This window comes from Pseudomonas sp. 18173, assembly GCF_050432945.1.
Classification (GTDB): Bacteria; Pseudomonadota; Gammaproteobacteria; order Pseudomonadales; family Pseudomonadaceae; genus Aquipseudomonas.
In genome coordinates, this window is sequence record NZ_JBKFTN010000014.1 from 89,357 (window position 1) to 106,609 (window position 17,253).

General features: G+C 62.0%; 9 protein-coding genes and 1 pseudogene. 1 reads left to right on the forward strand and 9 read right to left on the reverse strand.

Translation table 11 applies throughout. The annotated features are described in order from the left end of the window. Positions 1-214: 214 nt before the first annotated feature. From ACLD1X_RS16980 to glgA, 9 genes and pseudogenes are all read right to left on the reverse strand, one after another. A pseudogene (locus tag ACLD1X_RS16980) lies at positions 215-2,820 on the reverse strand (autotransporter outer membrane beta-barrel domain-containing protein). Positions 2,821-3,093: 273 nt separating this feature from the next. Beyond that, complete coding sequence (locus ACLD1X_RS16985; RefSeq protein WP_429369696.1) at positions 3,094-3,858, reverse strand: endonuclease/exonuclease/phosphatase family protein; 765 nt, start codon at positions 3,856-3,858, stop codon at positions 3,094-3,096. Positions 3,859-3,972: 114 nt separating this feature from the next. Then, the gene (locus ACLD1X_RS16990; RefSeq protein ID WP_429369561.1) at positions 3,973-4,731 is read right to left on the reverse strand and encodes a PIG-L deacetylase family protein; all 759 of its coding nucleotides are present in this window, start codon (positions 4,729-4,731) and stop codon (positions 3,973-3,975) included. A 216-nt stretch (positions 4,732-4,947) separates the two neighbouring features. After that, positions 4,948-7,110: a glycogen debranching protein GlgX gene (glgX, locus tag ACLD1X_RS16995; protein ID WP_429369563.1), complete on the reverse strand. Its 2,163-nt coding sequence runs from the start codon at positions 7,108-7,110 to the stop codon at positions 4,948-4,950. Between the two features lie 155 nt (positions 7,111-7,265). Beyond that, positions 7,266-7,601: a DUF2934 domain-containing protein gene (locus tag ACLD1X_RS17000; RefSeq protein ID WP_429369565.1), complete on the reverse strand. Its 336-nt coding sequence runs from the start codon at positions 7,599-7,601 to the stop codon at positions 7,266-7,268. Positions 7,602-7,622: 21 nt separating this feature from the next. Beyond that, a complete protein-coding gene (locus ACLD1X_RS17005) occupies positions 7,623-10,418 on the reverse strand; it encodes a malto-oligosyltrehalose synthase (protein ID WP_429369567.1) in 2,796 nt (931 codons plus the stop codon). Then, positions 10,415-12,493, reverse strand: coding sequence for a 4-alpha-glucanotransferase (gene malQ, locus ACLD1X_RS17010; protein ID WP_429369569.1), 2,079 nt, complete (start codon positions 12,491-12,493; stop codon positions 10,415-10,417). The genes ACLD1X_RS17005 and malQ overlap by 4 nt, the downstream gene beginning before the upstream one ends. Next, positions 12,490-14,286 carry a malto-oligosyltrehalose trehalohydrolase gene (gene treZ / locus ACLD1X_RS17015; RefSeq protein WP_429369571.1) on the reverse strand — a complete coding sequence of 599 codons (1,797 nt, stop codon included), beginning with the start codon at positions 14,284-14,286 and terminating at the stop codon, positions 12,490-12,492. The genes malQ and treZ overlap by 4 nt, the downstream gene beginning before the upstream one ends. 11 nt (positions 14,287-14,297) lie before the next feature. Next, on the reverse strand, positions 14,298-15,881 hold the full coding sequence (glgA, locus tag ACLD1X_RS17020; protein WP_429369573.1) for a glycogen synthase GlgA: 1,584 nt from the start codon (positions 15,879-15,881) through the stop codon (positions 14,298-14,300). Between the two features lie 558 nt (positions 15,882-16,439). Here glgA and ACLD1X_RS17025 point away from each other — a divergent pair. After that, complete coding sequence (locus tag ACLD1X_RS17025; protein ID WP_429369575.1) at positions 16,440-17,252, forward strand: crotonase/enoyl-CoA hydratase family protein; 813 nt, start codon at positions 16,440-16,442, stop codon at positions 17,250-17,252. Position 17,253: the final 1 nt, after the last annotated feature.

The following is a 17,253-nucleotide window of genomic DNA, read 5'->3' on the forward strand; positions in this document are numbered from 1 at the left end:
CTCGCCACGGGCTGCCCGTTTTTACGGGAGCCCGTGGCAGGTCCTGATGGTAATTGCGGGGGTAGTAACCTGAAGTCAAGAAGACCGAAACGGTCGCGTCAAGAAGATGGCCGATAAGTGGTAACGGTTTAAGTGACTGATTTATGGCGCTCTCCAAGTCCTTGTTTGTTCGACGGATCGTCAAAAAAACCTCGGGTCACAGCCGTTTCAACGCTCACCACTTCACCCGGACCCCCACGTTACCGAATGTTCCCCGTTGCTGGTTGCTGTCGATATTGCTGCTGTAGTCGACGCCGGCATACACGCTGACGGATGCCGAGACGCTCAGCACCATCCCGATACCGAGGTCGGCGGATGAGGTTCGTTGTTGAGTCTCGACCTGATCGACATGATCAAAGGTGACGGTGTCGGTACCGCTGAAGGTATGCCAGATATTGGCCCGCAGGTACGGCTCCAGTGGCCGGCCGCCGACTTCGTAGCGACCCTTGAGGCGAGCGCCGACGCGACCGGTCCAGGCACTGTCGGAATCGAACGAGACATGGGAGATGCCGTCGTCCTGGCTGTCGAGCCTGACCTTCTGGTAAATCGCCTGGACCTGGGGTTCGACCACCCAGTTCCCGGTCAGTGCGATCGGGTATCCGACTTCTGCCGATAAGGTCGTGACGTGACCATCATTGTCGATTTTCAGACCGCTTTGCGAATGGTTGTCACCGTTGAGCCAGGTGTACATGGCCACGGTATCCAGGTAGGCACCGGCAGGGTCGGTCAGGGTCCAGTAAACGCCAAGGCTGTCGCCATTCAGTTCCACCTTGCCGGAGCGTTTGCCTTCGAAGCCCTCGTTGAAACCATCGACATCACCCTGCAGGCGGCTGTGGCCGACAAAAAACCACTGCGCTGGGTTTGTCCACTCGCCAGTTGCGAACCGAACAGGTCATGGCCGACCTGGAAGCCATTGAGCGAGCCATCCAGTCTTGGCGTGACAGTACCGGCCCAGGTCTGCTCGAGATTCTTGCCGTAGACCCGGCCCCAACCCGCGCCCAAGGCTCCGGTTTCTGTCAGCAGGCGCTGATCGCCCTGACGATCATGGAATGTGCCTAATGCTGTCCGGCTCAATTGTGCGGCAGCGGGAGGCACCACCGACCAGGTGGGAACCGCTTCGCGGTACAGCGGGATCGGTGCCGCGCCTGGTACAGCGGCGGGTAACACCGGGGCTTCGACTGTCACAATCCCGGGAACTTCGGGAGCCCCCGGAGCCCCGGAAACCGTAACAACCGGGGCGGCCACCGGTACTGCCACTAAAGGCACCAGCGTCGGCGGCAAGGCGGGATCAGGGTTGGCGACGGCGACCAATGGCGGTGCCACAACCGAGGAGCGCAAGTACCAGCTGTTTTCGCTGCCCGGTGTGATACCGCCTTTGAACAGGCGGTAGTCGAAGGCACCGACCGACACCGGGGTCTTGAGGGCGAACGCGGTGTTGTCGCTGACGGCCGTGCCCTGGGCCTGAACCAGCTGGATGCCGTTCTGCTGCGTCAGCGCGCCCGCGCCACCCAGGTTGCTGACCGTAATCAAGGTATTGCCGGTCAGCGTGCCATTGTTCACCACCAGTTTGTCGCTGGGGGAACTGTCATCAGCCACTGTGCTTTGCAACAGCAGCTGACCGCCGTTACCCACGTAGTTACCCTCGACAGTCAGGGTGTCATTGGTGCGCGAGTTATCACGGGTCAGGTCGATGATCCCGCCGTTGTTCAAGGTGGCGAGCCGGCCTGCGGCCAATGGCGTGATGCTGCCTTGCACCGAGGTCAGCATGCTGCTGGCGTCGATATTGAATACGCCGGTGCCGCTGGTACTGTCTCCCAGTCGAAAGTTGCCATCCAGATCGAAGCGCGAGCCGTTGTTCAGGTTGACGGTTTCCCAGTTGATGTACCGGGCGGCGCCCGATGAAGTGGTGTGATCGAAGGTCAGCAGGTCATTGCCGATGCCGCCATTGATGCCCGGGGTCAGTGCGAGGCTGCTTTCGGCCAGGTTGCGCAAGGTGGCGCGGTCGTTGCCCGCCTCCAGCAGGACTGGCGAGCGGATGATTCCGCCGCCGTCCCAGACCACCGTGTCAGCGCCGTTGCCGGCGCGGATCTCGCCAACGATCTCCCCGCCTGTGACCGTGATGCTGTCGTTGCCGTTGCTGACACTGATATTGCCGCCGATACGGCCACCGGAAACGATGATGGTGTCGGTACCCAGGCCCGTCACCAGATTGCCGAGGATCTGCCCACCGGACATGTCGAAAATATTGTTATCGAGTTTCATGTCGACGCGGCCAATGGTGCCGCCGGTCATCCTGGCGACGTCGCCATCTTCGAAGGCGCCGACGATGGTGCCTGCGGTCATCAGGAAGGTGTCGTGACCGTCGCCTTGGGCCAGCGACTGAAGAGTCCCGCCAGACATGACGAAGTGATCGATGTCATTGCCCTGGCTGAGCGCCCCGGTGACTTGCCCGGCGCTGATCGTAAAACTGTCCTCCCCGTCGCCCTGATCCACGGTACCGGCCACGATGCCGGAAGCCATGTTCACGGTGTCGGCGCCGGCACCGAAGGTGACGTTGCCGTTGACCCTGCCAGTGCCGTTGGCGGGGAAGGTCAGGGTGTTGTTGCCCGATAAGTCGCTCAGCGGCCCGCTTGTCGCGCTGTCGCAGACAAAGTTGTCGTTGCCGGCGGTGGGGATGAGTGTGCAGGCTGCGTGGGCGGGCGGGGACCAGTTCGCACACAACCAGATCGAAAACAGGCACGCACCATGACGGTACCTGGACAGGTCTGTCGAAAACTCCATGTTGCCTCCGCGATGGGATCAACTTCCGTTCCCTGGGCCGTCATGAGTGGCCAGGAATCCGATGTATTCGGCAGCGCGCGTTGCAAGACAGCATCGGGAAAAACAGCGACCCGCGTATAGCTTCAGCAACCAAGGCGCTACGTATGTGGTGCAAGCCCCTGCAGACAGCCGGCAGGGCATCACCAACGTAGCAGTCATTGATTCAACGTGGCTACTGTCAGAAATAACAGGTGGGGGACGATTTTTCGGTACTTCGTATGGATTGGCCGCGATTCAGAGGTGCACTTCCACTGCCAACGGCAAGTGGTCCGACAGGTGTGTCCACGGCTTGTGCCCGAGTATTTTCGGCTCATGGCTGCTGGCATTGCGCAGGTAGACACGATCAAGTCGCAACAAGGGAAACCGCGCGGGGTAGGTCTTGGCCGGACGCCCATGGTGGCGTTCGAACGCTTCGTGCAAGTCATCGCGCCGGGCCAGGGCGGCATTGCCTTGCATCTGCCAGTCGTTGAAGTCGCCGGCTATGATCACCGGCGCCTGCTCGGGCAGGGACTCAAGCAGCTGACAGAGCAACCGCAATTGCAACTTGCGATGGCTTTCCAGCAGGCTGAGGTGCACGCAGATGGCATGCACTTCGTTATGCCCCGGCACGTCCAGTACGCAGTGCAGCAAGCCGCGACGTTCCGGGCCGGTGATGGAAACATCGAGGTTGCGGTACTCGCGGATCGGGTATTTCGACAGCAGGGCATTGCCGTGATGGCCGTCGGGATAGACGGCGTTGCGCCCATAGGCGAAGTCGCTCCACATGCTGTCGGCAAGGAACTCATATTGCGAGGTTTGTGGCCAATCGTTGTAGCGCGAGGAGTGGCGGTCGTGCTCGCCGACGACCTCTTGCAGAAACACCAGGTCTGCCGAGGTGCTGCGCACCGCTTCACGCAGCTCGGGGAGGATGAAGCGCCGATTGAGTGCGGTAAATCCCTTGTGGGTGTTGACCGTCAGCACGCGAAGCTGATGAATGGCCGGGGGCGTGTTCAATGGCATCGACTCGGCTTCCTGGCGTTTTGAATGACTGGCCACATGCACTCCTCTGATTCAGGGCTGCTCATGTATGCGACTGATGCGACGACAGGCAGTTCATTCTGACGGCCTGCGCTTTCAAACCAGCACGATTTCATAGGGCAAACGGACGCGCTCGAGCAGCGTGCGCGGCAGCGACGGTGCGAGGCCGATGGCCGGTTCGCCGTCGAGTTGGCTGGCGTAGGCGTGGATGGCGTGGCTCTTGCGGGCCACGGTCCAGGTATCGAGGCGCACCTTGCGTGCACGATGCCAGGGAATCAGCTCGCGGTCCCGTGCCGGCCAGTGCCAGGCCCAGAACGGTACATCGTTATAGGTTGCCCCAACGCTGGCCGCCGCCCTGGCGCTGGCGCGGCCAACGGTGTCGTGATCGGCGTTGCCGTCCTCGCTCCAGGTGCTGAACACCACATCGCCGGGGCGCAGGTAACGCGTGATGAATCGGGTGATCTGTTCCTCGTGCTCCACCAGGGCATTGTCGGTAAACCCGCCACGTATCCACTTGAGGCTGTGCATTGGCAAGCCGAGACGGCGTATGGCTTCGACGCTTTCCTGGGGACGAAATATGCTCAGGCGTTTTTCCGACCACTGTCGGGAGCCGGGATGGCTGGCGCTGCCGTCGGTGATCGAGATCAATTGCAGCGGGTGGCCCAGGTTGCTGAGCAATTGCAGCAGGCCGCCGCAGGTCACGACTTCATCGCCGGGGTGCGGGGCGATGAGTACCGCGCGTGCGCCAGCGGGCATGAGGGATTGGGTACTGATGACCGGAATGTTGTCCAGTTGCGGGGCACTGTTCCAGATCTGTGATGGCAGGTCGGCTTCGCTGGCGGAAACGGATTTCATGGGTATTACGTCCTTGTTCTGCTTCGCCTTCAGTCATGCGCGATCCAGGCCCGGCAGACCCGTGAGGGCTCGTTGATAGCAATGTGTGACAAGCCAAACCCTGGATTGCCGCGCATCGAGTATTGCTCATGTAACGCTATTCGTCGCATCGCGAACTCAACCAATATGACTTTTCCGCTCTACGGCAGTTCCGCCGTGATTTCCTGAGCGTCGTCGTTACTCTTCTTCCTCATGCTGCAATTCGAACAGCAGCAACGAGCGGCCGGTGACCGAGTACTCGTGGCCAAACTCGAAGCGCTCCTGGCCGCGGATCGACGGCTGGTTGGTGTCGATCATGCAGGTCCAGAACCCCCCGTCAGGCACCTCCGGCAGCCGGAAATTGACGATGTCGTGATGGGCGTTGACCACCAGCATCAAGGTCGCGTCGGCGCCTTTGCGGCGAATGCCGGTTTCCTGGGCGCGGCCATCGAGCAGCATGCCCAGGCAGCGATTGTGCGCATCGTGCCAATGCTCGGTGGTCATTTCCTTGCCGTCCGGCGCCAGCCAGGTCACGTCCTTGACGCCGATGTCCTCGTTGTAATTGCCCACCAGAAAACGCCCACGGCGCAGGATCGGGTACGTCAGGCGCAACTTGACCAGGCGCTTGACGAACTTGAGCAGGGCCTTGCCGTCTTCGCTGAGGTCCCAGTTGACCCAACCGATCTCGCTGTCCTGGCAGTACGCATTGTTGTTGCCGTCCTGGGTACGGGCGAACTCGTCGCCAGCCACCAGCATCGGCGTGCCCTGGGCCAGCAGCAGGGTGGCGAAGAAATTGCGCATCTGCCGATGGCGCAGCGCATTGATCTCGGGGTCGTCGGTAGGGCCTTCGACGCCGTGGTTCCAGGACAGGTTGTTGTTGCTGCCGTCCTGATTGTTCTCGTCGTTGGCTTCGTTGTGCTTGTCGTTGTACGACACCAGGTCGTTGAGGGTGAAGCCGTCATGGGCGGTGACGAAGTTCACCGACGAGTAGGGACGGCGACCGCGCTGATTGAACATCTCGCCCGAAGCGGTCAGGCGGCTGGCAAAGTCCGCCAGTTGCCCGTCGTCGCCTTTCCAGAAGGCGCGCACGGTGTCGCGGAATTTGTCGTTCCACTCGACCCAGCCCGGCGGAAAGTTGCCGACCTGATAACCGCCGGGGCCGCAGTCCCAGGGTTCGGCAATCAGTTTGACCTGGCGCAGTACCGGGTCCTGGCGGCAGGCCACCAGGAAACTGTGGCGCTCGTCGAAGCCGTCGTGATAACGCCCGAGAATGGTCGCCAGGTCGAAGCGGAAACCGTCCACGTGCATTTCCGAAGCCCAGTAGCGCAGGGAGTCGGTGACCATTTGCAGCACGCACGGGTGGCTCAGGTCCAGGGTGTTGCCGGTGCCGGAATCGTTGATGTAGAAGCGTTTGTCATCCGGCTTCAGGCGATAGTAGGAGGCGTTGTCGATGCCGCGCATGGACAGGGTCGGGCCTTGTTCGTTGCCTTCGGCCGTGTGGTTGTAGACCACGTCGAGGATCACCTCCAGGTTGGCTTCGTGCAGGTGCGCGACCATTTCCTTGAATTCGGCAATCTTGCCACTGGCCAGGTAACGCGGGTCGGGGGCGAAGAACGCAATGCTGTTGTAGCCCCAATAGTTGGTCATGCCCTTGTGCAACAAATGCTGGTCGTTGACGAACGCGTGGATCGGCAGCAACTCCACGCTCGACACGCCGAGCTTGCGGATGTGCTCCACCACGTCATCGACCATCAACCCGGCAAAGGTACCGCGCACGTTCTCCGGAACCGAGGGATGACGCATGCTGAAGCCGCGCACATGGGTTTCATAAATGATCGTCTTGTCCCATGGCACGCTGACGCGGTGGTCGTGGCCCCAGGTGTGCGCGGGGTCGATGACCTTGCATTTGGGCACGAAGGGCGCGCTGTCCCGTTCATCGAAGCTGAGGTCGGCGTCGGGGTGGCCAATGGTGTAGCCGAACAGCGCTTCGGACCATTTGAGCTTGCCGACCAGTTGTTTGGCGTAGGGGTCGATCAGCAGTTTGTTGGGGTTGAAGCGATGGCCGTTGGCCGGGTCGTACGGACCGTACACGCGGTAGCCATAAATCAGTCCGGGATGAGCGTCGGGCAAGTAGCCGTGATAGATCTCGTCGGTGTATTCGGGCAGTTCGATGCGTTCGAGTTCCACCTCGCCGGTGTCGTCGAACAGGCACAGTTCAACCTTGGTGGCGTGGGCGGAAAACAGCGCGAAGTTGACGCCCAGTCCGTCCCAGGTGGCACCCAGCGGGAAGGGCAGGCCCTCACGGATTCGCGTGGCTTCGGCACGAGGGGGCGGCGCGGCGGCTTTCTTCGGACTGGTCATGAATGCTCCTGGGTACAAAAAAAACTCGCTGGATCAGCACTGCATCCTGTGGGAGCGGGCTTGCTCGCGAAAGCGGCGTGTCAGACAACACAAATGTTGAATGCCAGACCGCATTCGCGAGCAAGCCCGCTCCCACAGGTATGTATTGGGCCTGATCAGACCGCCGGTGGTTTTCGCGGCGCCCGGGGTTTTTTCTCGATGGCCTTTTCTCCTGGCGGGATCACCTTTGAAGCCGCCGCCGGTTTGGCCTTGGTTTTCGGTGCGGCGGTCTTGCCGTTGAGTGTCTTGTCGGGGCTGAGTTTTGCGTCGCCGGTTTTTTTCGGCACGGCTTTGCTGGCGGCGACCTTCGGTGGTTTGCTGGGCGCCAGGGCTTCGGCTTCCGCCAGTTTGCGCGCCATCTCCCAGTGGCGGGCTTCCTGACCTTCCGGTTTTCCTTCCGATTCCCAGATCTGATAGGCGAATTCGCGGATGCGTTTTTCGTCGGTACTCATCGCAATGCTCCTGAACTGAACTCAAGTGTGGGTAGTTTGAATAATGAGATTGACCGGGAAATCCCCCAGCGCGGCGCTGATCAGCAGCTCCCTGTGTTTTGTGACTGTGATGCCGGAAAAAAATCCCTTCAGATGTTCGTCAGCGGCGGTGAACGGCAATTTGACCCGGGTGTCGCCCCACAGCGGCGCGTGGACCTGTGGTTCGGCACCGTTTTCCAGCAGTTCGGCACAGCGTATCGGCACAATCACGATGGCGCGTTTTCCCTCCCGTTCACGGACAAAGCCCAGTACTCGATGGGCCTCGCTGCCCACCACTTCCAGGGCCTGGTAGGTGCCACGCCGAAACAGCTCGGCATGCTCGGCCCGCAGGCCCAGGGTGCGCGCAATCAAGGCCTGCTTGATGCGCCCGTCACGCCAGTTCGCCAGCAGGTCAGTCGGATCAACCGATGACTGCATCGGCTGCTGGCGGCGGGTGTAATCCACCGCTCGCCGGTTGTCCGGATCGACCAGGCTGAAGTCCCAGAAATCATTGCCCTGATAAAGGTCCGGCACGCCGGGCACGGTCATGCGCAGCAAGGTTTGCGCCAAACCGTTGAGCGCCCCGGGGATGGCAATCGAGCGGGCGGCCTTGGCGAGGGACGCGCGCAACAGTTCACCTTCGGCACTGAGCAACAAGCGCTGGATGAAGTCCTCGGTCGCTTGCTCGTAAGCGTCATTGGGCGCGCTCCAGCTGCTTTGCAGTTTGGCTTCGCGCAGGGCCTTGCGTTGCCATTGCCAGAGGCGTTTTGCGTAGTCCTCGAGTGCTGGCCAATGATCGATATCGAGGTCCAGCGGCCAACTGCCAAGGATCGTTTGGTACAGGATCAGTTCATCGCCCGCCGATGGCACCTGGTCGTCATTGCGCAATGGCCGGGCGAGGGTGCGCCACAGGCCGATCTGCCCGGCGTACCAGTGGCTGCGTTCGCTCAACACCGCCAGCCGCGCGCGTGAATCTTCGCCCCGCTTGTGGTCGTGGGTGGCGCTGGCCAACAGATTGTCCGGGAAGCTGTCGAGACGCTCGATGCAGGCCTGATGAAAGTCGGCAACCGGCGCACTGAACTGCCCGGTGGTGAACCCCACGTCATTGCGCGAGAGCAGGACGGCGGAACGATAGAACGCGGTGTCTTCCACCGCTTTCGCCGCGGCCGGCGAGGTCAGTTGCTGGAAACGCACGCAGGCGTGCTTTAGGCGCTTGCGCTGACGCCCGGCCGGGCGCAGCCGCCAAGGCTCACCACCGAGCCAGCCGGCCAGGCAGTCGAGCACCGGCCAGTCTGCCTCGCCCAGGGATTGGCGGGCGCCTTCCATGGCCTGCCGGAAAAACACCTCGTCCTCAACTGACCGGCCGAGTGGGCTGATATAGGTGCGGTACACCGGAAAATGCACGATCAGCGCCTGCAACGCCCGGCGAATGGCGCCGAGGGTCAGGTCGCGGGTCATGAGATTGTCCCGGGCCACTTGCAGCAGGGCCTGGGCGACGCTCTCGAAATCCCCGGCCAGGGAACCGCTGAGGATTTGCTGGCGGGCCAGCTGAGCTTCCCGGTCGAAATCGGCCGGCCGCTCGCTGTGACGCTGCCAGAGCTCGGCCAGCGTTTGCGCGCCCTGCGGATCATGTTGCAGCAGTGACAACTGGTTCATGAATTCGTAGCCGGTGGTGCCATCCACTGACCAGTCGCCAGGCAGGGTTTCGCCCGCGCCGAGGATCTTTTCGACATGGATGGGCAGGTGACGCCCCCCGGACAGACGGTCGACCCGGCGCCGCAGCTTCCGGCAGTAGCCTCGCGGGTCGGCAAGGCCGTCGATGTGGTCGATGCGCAACCCGTCGATCAGCCCTTCAGCCACCAGTTGGAAGATCTTCGCGTGGGTGGCTTCGAACACGGCGGGCCGCTCGACGCGCAGTCCACCGAGTTCATTGATATCAAAGAAACGCCGCCAGTTGATGTCATCGGCCGCCGTGCGCCAGCTGGCGAGGCGATAGCTCTGGCGTTCCAGCAGGCTGTGCAGGCGCTGGAAGCCTTCGCTGGACAGTGAGTCGTAGTGCTTGAGGTGTTGCTCGATGGCCTGGGCAATGGCCGGATCGCTGACCAGATCGCGCAGTTCTGCTTTCAGCGGCATGGCCAGGCTGTGAGCGTCGCTCTGGTAGCTCAGGGTGCTGAAGCGATCGGCCAGGGATTTGAGCTGTTCGGCCTGCTGCGCATCCACCAGTGCATCGGTCCTGAGCAGTTCGCCGTAATCGCAGGGGCAGACGGGAAAGCGGTGTTCATGGTGCTCGACATGGAAGCTGCCGTGCCAGGCATCGAAGCGCAAGGGCAGGGTGCCCTCCTGCAACGCGACACCGTAATCGCTGCCCAGAAACGGCAGGAGCAACTGGCCTTCCATCAACGGATCGGGCGAGTGCCACTGGATATCGAAAAACTCGCCGTAGGGGCTCAGGCGCCCCCATTCCAGCAAATCCAGCCACCAGGGATTATCACTGCCGCCAACCGCCATGTGGTTGGAGACGATGTCGAGGATCAAGCCCATGTCATGCCCGTGCAAGGCACTGACCAGGCTGCGCAGCGCTGCTTCGCCGCCCAGCTCCGGATTGACCCGGGTCGGGTCCACCACGTCATAGCCATGCAGGGACCCGGCACGAGCGCGGAGCAGCGGGGAGGCATAGATATGGCTGATGCCGAGGCGGGCGAAATACGGCACCAGCGGCACGGCATCTTCCAGGGTGAAGCCTTTATGAAATTGCAGGCGCAATGTGGCGCGCAGCGGTCGGGTCGGCACTTGAGTCATCGATCACGCTCGGCCGCCTGCAGTCGCGCACAGGCGAGCAGTTCCAGGCGCCGTGCGGCATCCACCCCATCGAGCAAGGCTTCGCTGTAACCGGGCAAGCGCCGCGACCAGTTCGGGTGGGTGTCGATGGTGCCGGGCAGATTGGCCTGTTGTTCCACGCCAAGGGCATCTTCCAGCGGCAGCAGCACCAACGGCGCGCGGGTATGGCCGAGAAAACGCACGCTGGCATCGAGTACCTGGTCGGTTTCGTGGGACTCTTCGCGAAAGTTCTGCGGGTCCTGGCTCAACGCCCGGCGCAGTCCCTCACGCTCGCGCTCGCGGTGCTGGCGCCATTCGATTTCACCGCTGGCATCGACCATGCCGAGCCGGGCGTTCCAGTCGATGTCCCGACCATGCCACCAGCCGTTGAGGGTGGGCAGGTCATGGGTGCTGGTGGTCGCCAGGGCGTTGTCCGGCCAGTCGAGGATCGGCTTGAAGTGAGTGTTGTCCTGCTCGAACAGCAACACCCGCATGCCGAGCATCGAGCGGGCGATGAGTTTTTCCCGCAGGCCGTCCGGCACGGTGCCGAGGTCTTCGCCAAGGACGATGGCTTGATGGCGATGGGACTCGAGGGTCAACAAACGCAGCAGGTCGTCCACCGGGTAGTACAGGTAGGCGCCGTCGGCCGGTGGCGAGCCGTTGGGGATCACCCACAAGCGCTGCAGCCCCATGACGTGATCGATACGCAAGCCGCCGCAATGGGCGAAATTGGCCCGCAGCATTTCGATGAAGGCACGGAAACCATTGCGGACCAGGCCTTCAGGGGAGAACGCGGAAATCCCCCAGCCCTGGCCACTGCGGTTGAGAATGTCCGGTGGCGCACCGACGGTCAGGGCGGCGAGCAGTTCGTCCTGGCGGCTCCAGGCCTGGCTGCCGCCACCGTCGGCACCGACGGCCAGATCGGCGATCAGGCCAATGCTCATGCCACTGGCGCGGGCGGCGGCTTGCGCGCGCTCCAGGCAACGAGCGATCAGCCACTGACAAAAAGCGAAGAAACCGATGCGCCCGGCATTCTCCTCGGCAAACGCCGCCAGTTCGGCGCTGCGCGGGTTGCGCCAGGGTTCGGGCCACAGTCGCCAGTCGAGGTGCTCACCGCGGGCGGCGCGAGCTTCCTGGATGGCTTCGAAGCGGCAATGGTTTTCCAGCGCTTCGCCGCCGGCGTGACGAAAGCTGCTGAAGTCTTCGTGCAACGGGTGTTCACCCTGGATGAAGCCTTCATACAGTGCCTGCAACAATCGATGCTTGGCTTGGGCGGCGGCCGGCCAGTCAATCAGCGGACGTTCTTCCAGCGCTTTGAGTTCAATGGCCAGCCCGGTTGCATCGATGGCGGTACGCAGGGCGCGTTCGCCGAGAATGGTGCCGGGGGCGCAGTAAAGGCTGTTGAGAAACAATCGGCTGGACGGTGAATACGGGCTGTAGCGTCGGGTATCACTGGAAAACATCGCATGCAACGGGCTGATCGCCAGTGCCTCGGCGCCCCGTTCACCGGCGACCCGGGCGAGGTCCTCCAGCGCCTGGGTGTCACCAAACCCGCCATCGCCGGGGCGGCGCAAACCATACAATTGCACGCCCAGGCCCCAGGCACGCGGAATCGGGTTATCCACGGCATCGGCCACGCTGTAGCAACGCTCCGGAGCCACAGCGAGGGTGAAGGTTTGCCCGTCGATGTAGACCTGTTGATAGCCGACCGGTATCAACCCTGGCAGCATCGCTTTGGCGTCCAGTTTCAGGTTGAGCCGCGAACCGTCCTCAAGGTGGATTTCGCAAGGGGTTTGAGGTTCGAAATAGCGCGCCAGGTCCAGCCCCGCGCCGACATCGGCGGTCATCAATGGCGGCAAGCGGTGCGTCTGTTGCGCCGCCAGGAGCTCAAGCAGGCTGGCGTCGATTTCCTGGGCGCTGCCGGCCGGGTGGCCAAGGCCGGTCAGCACGTTGCGCAACACCGACGGCGCGACTTTTTGCGGGCGACCGTTGGCGTCGATCCAGTCGACCGCGAGGCCGGCACGGCTGGCGAGGATTTCCAGTTGCGCATCACTCATGGACGCTCTCCATACGGGGTAGCAAAGGGGGCTGTGGCAGCAAGGCTGACGAGCGCGCTATACGGAGCAAGGGTGCCCTGGTCCAGCAGGCCGGCGCTCTGTGGCGGGTACTCGAACAACCACATGGCACCGGTCTGTGAAGTGTGGTCTACGGGCCTGTCGCTGAGGTTCAAGTCAATGCGCAATTGGCTGCCATCGCCCAAACGCCAGGACGCACTCACCGCGCCTTCGCCCAGCACGTCGCTGCCCAGGGCCTGGGCGCCCGGCAGGCGCGGGATGATGTGCCGATGGCGGATCTGCAACAGTCGGCAATACAGGTCGTGCATCTCTGACTGGCCCGTGGCTGGCAGGACCGGGCGCGACGCTGCAAAGGTCTGCGGATCATTCGGGTCCGGAATGTGTTCGCGTTGCATCGGGTCGGCAAACGCGCTGAACGCAGCGAACTCGTTACGTCGGCCGTCGCGCACCTGCTTTGCCAGTTCGCCATGATGGCTGGTGAAAAACAGGAAGGGTTGTTCGACGGCAAACTCGTCGCCCATGAACAGCAGCGGAATCATCGGCGACAACAGCAGCAACACCGTGGCCGCCCGCAGCGCCTGCGGGTGGGCGAGTTGATGCAGGCGTTCGCCGAAGGCGCGGTTGCCGATCTGGTCATGGTTCTGCAGGAACAGGATGAATGCGCCGGGCGGTAAATGCCCGCTGGGTTCGCCACGCGCCACGCCATGGCGGTTGAGTTCGCCCTGGAACGCGAAACCCTGGCTCAGGCAACGCGCCAGTTGTTCGCTGGGGTTTTGTGCAAAATCGGCGTAATAGGCATCGATTTCGCCGGTCAGCAACACATGCAGGGCATTGTGGCCGTCGTCATTCCATTGGGCGTCGTAACCCTGTTCGAGCAGGCTGGCCTGGTTGTGTTCGTTCTCGACTATCAGCCAGACATGCCGCGCCGGCCCGGTCTGCTGGCGAACTCGTTGAGCCAGTTCCTGGAGGAAGTCCGGGTCTTCGATGGCGTGCACCGCGTCCAGGCGCAAACCGTCGAAACGGTACTCCAGCAGCCACATCAAGGCATTTTCGATGAAGAAGTCCCGTACTTCGCGACGGCGCAAATCGATGGCTGCGCCCCACGGCGTATGTTTGTCTTCGCGAAAAAAGTCCCTGGCGTAATGGTGCAGGTAATTGCCGTGCGGACCGAAGTGGTTGTAGACCACGTCGAGGATCACCGACAGGCCGTGGCCATGGGCGGTGTCGATCAAATGTTTGAGCTGCTCGGGGGAACCGTATGACGCCTGTGGCGCGTAGGGCAGGACACCGTCATACCCCCAATTGCGCTCGCCGGGAAACTGCGCGATGGGCATCAGTTCGATCGCGGTGATACCCAGCTCGACCAGGCGTGCCAGATGCTGCTCGACGGCACTGAAGCCGCCGAGCGCACCGACATGCAATTCGTAGATCACTGCTTCGTTCCACGGTCGTCCCAACCAGGTACTGTGCTGCCACGCATAGGCCAGCGGATCGACCACCACGCTGTGTCGGTCGATATCGCCGGCCTGGGCACGGGAAGCCGGGTCGGGCACCTCCAGCTCACCGTCGATGCTGTAGCGATAACGCGTACCCGCCGGGCATCGGGTGTTGCTCACGAACCAGCCGTCGGCCTGGGGCAGCAACGGCAAGGACTGTCCATTTTCCAGTTCGACACTGACGTAAAACGCATCTGGCGCCCACAACGCGAATCGCGTGTGCTCTGCGTCCAGCATGATTGCGCCGTGGGGCCAGGTCTCAAGGGTCCGTAACGGCATCTTGAAAGCCTCTACTGTTTGTTCGATTTCCCCAACGCTTTCGCCACAAGCTGTTCGTAAAGCTCGGCGTAGGGTTCGACCGCCTTGCACCAGTTGAACGGCGCTGCCATGGCCCGGCAGCGCATGGCGTGCAGCAGGTCGGGGAAGGCGAACACCTTGAACGCCCGGCTCAGGGCTTCCTGATAACTCTGCACCGTGGATTCATCGAACAGGAACCCGGTCACGCCGTTTTCGATGGTGTCGGCCAGGCCGCCGGTATTGCGTGCCACCGGCAACGAGCCGAAGCGCTGGGCGTACATCTGGCTCAGGCCGCAGGGTTCGTAACGTGAAGGCATCAGCAGGAAATCGCTGCCGGCGAACATGCGTCGGGCATCGGTTTCGTTAAAGCCGATACGCACGCCGATCTGTCCGGGGAAACGCAGGGCCAGTTCGCGCATCGACTGTTCTTCTTCCGGCTCGCCACGGCCGATGATCGCGATCTGGCCGCCGGATTTGACGATGTATTCGGAGACCGCTTCGGTCAGGTCCAGGCCTTTCTGGTAGACCAGGCGCGAAACCACGGCGAACAGCGGCCCTTCGGAGTCCTGCAGGCCGAACAGCTCGCGGACATGGGCGGCGTTCACGGCCTTGCCATCCCAGTCGCCGATGTTGAACGGGCAGAACAGGTGTGGATCGGTGGCCGCATCCCAGCTTTCATCGATGCCGTTGGGGATCCCGCTGAGCAGGCCTTGCTGGGTCTTGGCGGCGAGAAAACCGTCGAGGCCGCAGCCGAAATCCGGGGTGGTGATTTCCTGGGCGTAGGTCGCGCTGACCGTGGTGATGTGGCTCGAATAGGCCATGCCGGCCTTGAGGAACGACATCTTGCCGTAGAACTCCATGCCTTCCTGTTGCAGCGCGTGATGGGGAATACCCAGTTCGGGGCACGAGCCCAGGCTGGTCACGCCTTGGTAGGCCAGGTTGTGAATGGTGAACAGCGTCGGCGTGCGCTGTCCACGCCAGTGCATATAGGCCGGGGCCAGGCCGGCGGGCCAGTCGTGGGCGTGCACCAGGTCCGGACACCAGTGGATTTGTGCGAGGTTGGCGGCAATATCCGCCGCCGCCAGGCCCAGGCGGGCGAAACGGATATGGTTGTCCGGCCAGTCGCGGCCGTTGTTGGCACCGTAGGGCGAACCCTCGCGCTCGTAGAGTTCGGGGCAGATCAACACGTAAATGACCAGACCATCGGGCATGTCCATTCGCCCTATCTTGCACGGCGGCAACGCAGCATGTCCGCCCAGCTCACCGATGATATGAATGGGGTTTTCGCTGTGCAGCACCTGCGGGTAACCCGGGATCAGCACCCGCACATCGTGCAGGTGGGCCATGGCCCGTGGCAGCGCCGCGGAAACGTCGCCCAGGCCACCGGTTTTCACCAGGTCGGCAATTTCCGAGGTGACGAACAACACTTTTTTACGGTTCGGATTCTGGTTGGCCGCCGGGGTCAGTGTCCTGGTGCCGGGAACGCTGATGTGTTGGGTGTTTGCGGCAGCTACGGCGCTCGAATCGCCGACCTGATGAGCACGCTCTCCCTGTATTTCCAAAGCCGTACTGATCATATGAATCTCCCGTGTTGTTGATCTAATTCTTAGGTCTGGCAAACGGTGTTTCATGGCCAAGGCTGCTGGCCGGGCGCAATCGCGCTACGCATCAGTGAGCAAGCGCTGCCCGATGCGTCGAAGCAAAAGGGGTGAATGAGCCGTTGCAAAGATTGCACCAGTCGCAACGCACCTTCCTGTCAGAGGACCGATCGGAATTGGAAAAAGTTTCGACTTTTTTTCCACTTTGTGACCGAGCGGTTTCGTCTCGAGAAAATGAGTCTAGGCCAGAACTTAGAGCGGTAAAGGGCAGATGGCAAAATTGTTCGACAATCGGTTTGTAGCGGTACGGACGTGCCTGATCGAGGTGCAAACGCCCCGACGAAGTGCATGTTTTTTTGCGTTTTTGCCGCAAAAAGTCACGGGGCAGTCACATAAATGTGCGACGTGATCGAGCGGCTGCGCACTGTTGTGGTGCGCGCAGTGAGTCCCGCATTTGGCCGAACCACTGCCTTACAGCCCGCCTTGATGACTTGTTATAGTTCGGGCCTCGTTTTTGCCCGCAAAAGGATCACTGGCATGTCTCAATACACCGCGTTCAACGTCGAACTGGTCGATAAAATCGCCCATGTGCAGATCAACCGCCCGGAGAAGATCAACTCGATGAACGCTGCGTTCTGGAGCGAGATCGTCGAGATCTTCCAGTGGATCGACGAAACCGATGAAGTGCGCGTGGTGGTCCTCAGCGGGGCGGGCAAACATTTTTCCTCGGGTATCGACCTGATGATGCTGGCCGGCGTGGCCAATGAACTGGGCAAGGACGTCGGGCGCAATGCGCGCCTGTTGCGACGCAAGATTCTCACCCTGCAAGCTTCGTTCAATGCGGTCGATAACTGCCGCAAACCGGTGCTTGCGGCCATACAGGGTTACTGCCTGGGTGGCGCCATCGACCTGATTGCCGCGTGCGACATGCGTTATGCCGCTGCGGACGCACAGTTTTCGATCAAGGAAATCGATATCGGCATGGCCGCCGACGTCGGCACCTTGCAACGCTTGCCGCGAATCATCGGTGACGGCATGCTGCGTGAACTGGCTTACACTGGTCGCACCTTTGGTGCCGATGAAGCGCGGGACATGGGCCTGGTCAATCGCGTCTACGGCGACAACGCCAGCCTGCTCGACGGCGTCATGGGCATCGCCCGCGAAATCGCCGGCAAGTCGCCGATCGCCGTCACCGGCACCAAGGAAATGATCAGCTACATGCGTGACCATCGCATCGATGACGGCCTCGAATACATCGCTACCTGGAACGCCGCCATGCTGCAATCCACCGATCTGCGCGTGGCCATGGCCGCCCATATGAGCAAACAGAAACCCGAATTTCTGGATTGAT

Excerpts from the sequence above, each read along its gene's own strand:
- ACLD1X_RS16985 (WP_429369696.1), bottom strand. The coding sequence starts at position 3,858 with ATGCCATTGAACACGCCCCCGGCCATTCATCAGCTTCGCGTGCTGACG.
- ACLD1X_RS16990 (WP_429369561.1), bottom strand. The coding sequence starts at position 4,731 with ATGAAATCCGTTTCCGCCAGCGAAGCCGACCTGCCATCACAGATCTGG.
- glgX (WP_429369563.1), bottom strand. The coding sequence starts at position 7,110 with ATGACCAGTCCGAAGAAAGCCGCCGCGCCGCCCCCTCGTGCCGAAGCC.
- ACLD1X_RS17000 (WP_429369565.1), bottom strand. The coding sequence starts at position 7,601 with ATGAGTACCGACGAAAAACGCATCCGCGAATTCGCCTATCAGATCTGG.
- ACLD1X_RS17005 (WP_429369567.1), bottom strand. The coding sequence starts at position 10,418 with ATGACTCAAGTGCCGACCCGACCGCTGCGCGCCACATTGCGCCTGCAA.
- malQ (WP_429369569.1), bottom strand. The coding sequence starts at position 12,493 with ATGAGTGATGCGCAACTGGAAATCCTCGCCAGCCGTGCCGGCCTCGCG.
- treZ (WP_429369571.1), bottom strand. The coding sequence starts at position 14,286 with ATGCCGTTACGGACCCTTGAGACCTGGCCCCACGGCGCAATCATGCTG.
- glgA (WP_429369573.1), bottom strand. The coding sequence starts at position 15,881 with ATGATCAGTACGGCTTTGGAAATACAGGGAGAGCGTGCTCATCAGGTC.
- ACLD1X_RS17025 (WP_429369575.1), top strand. The coding sequence starts at position 16,440 with ATGTCTCAATACACCGCGTTCAACGTCGAACTGGTCGATAAAATCGCC.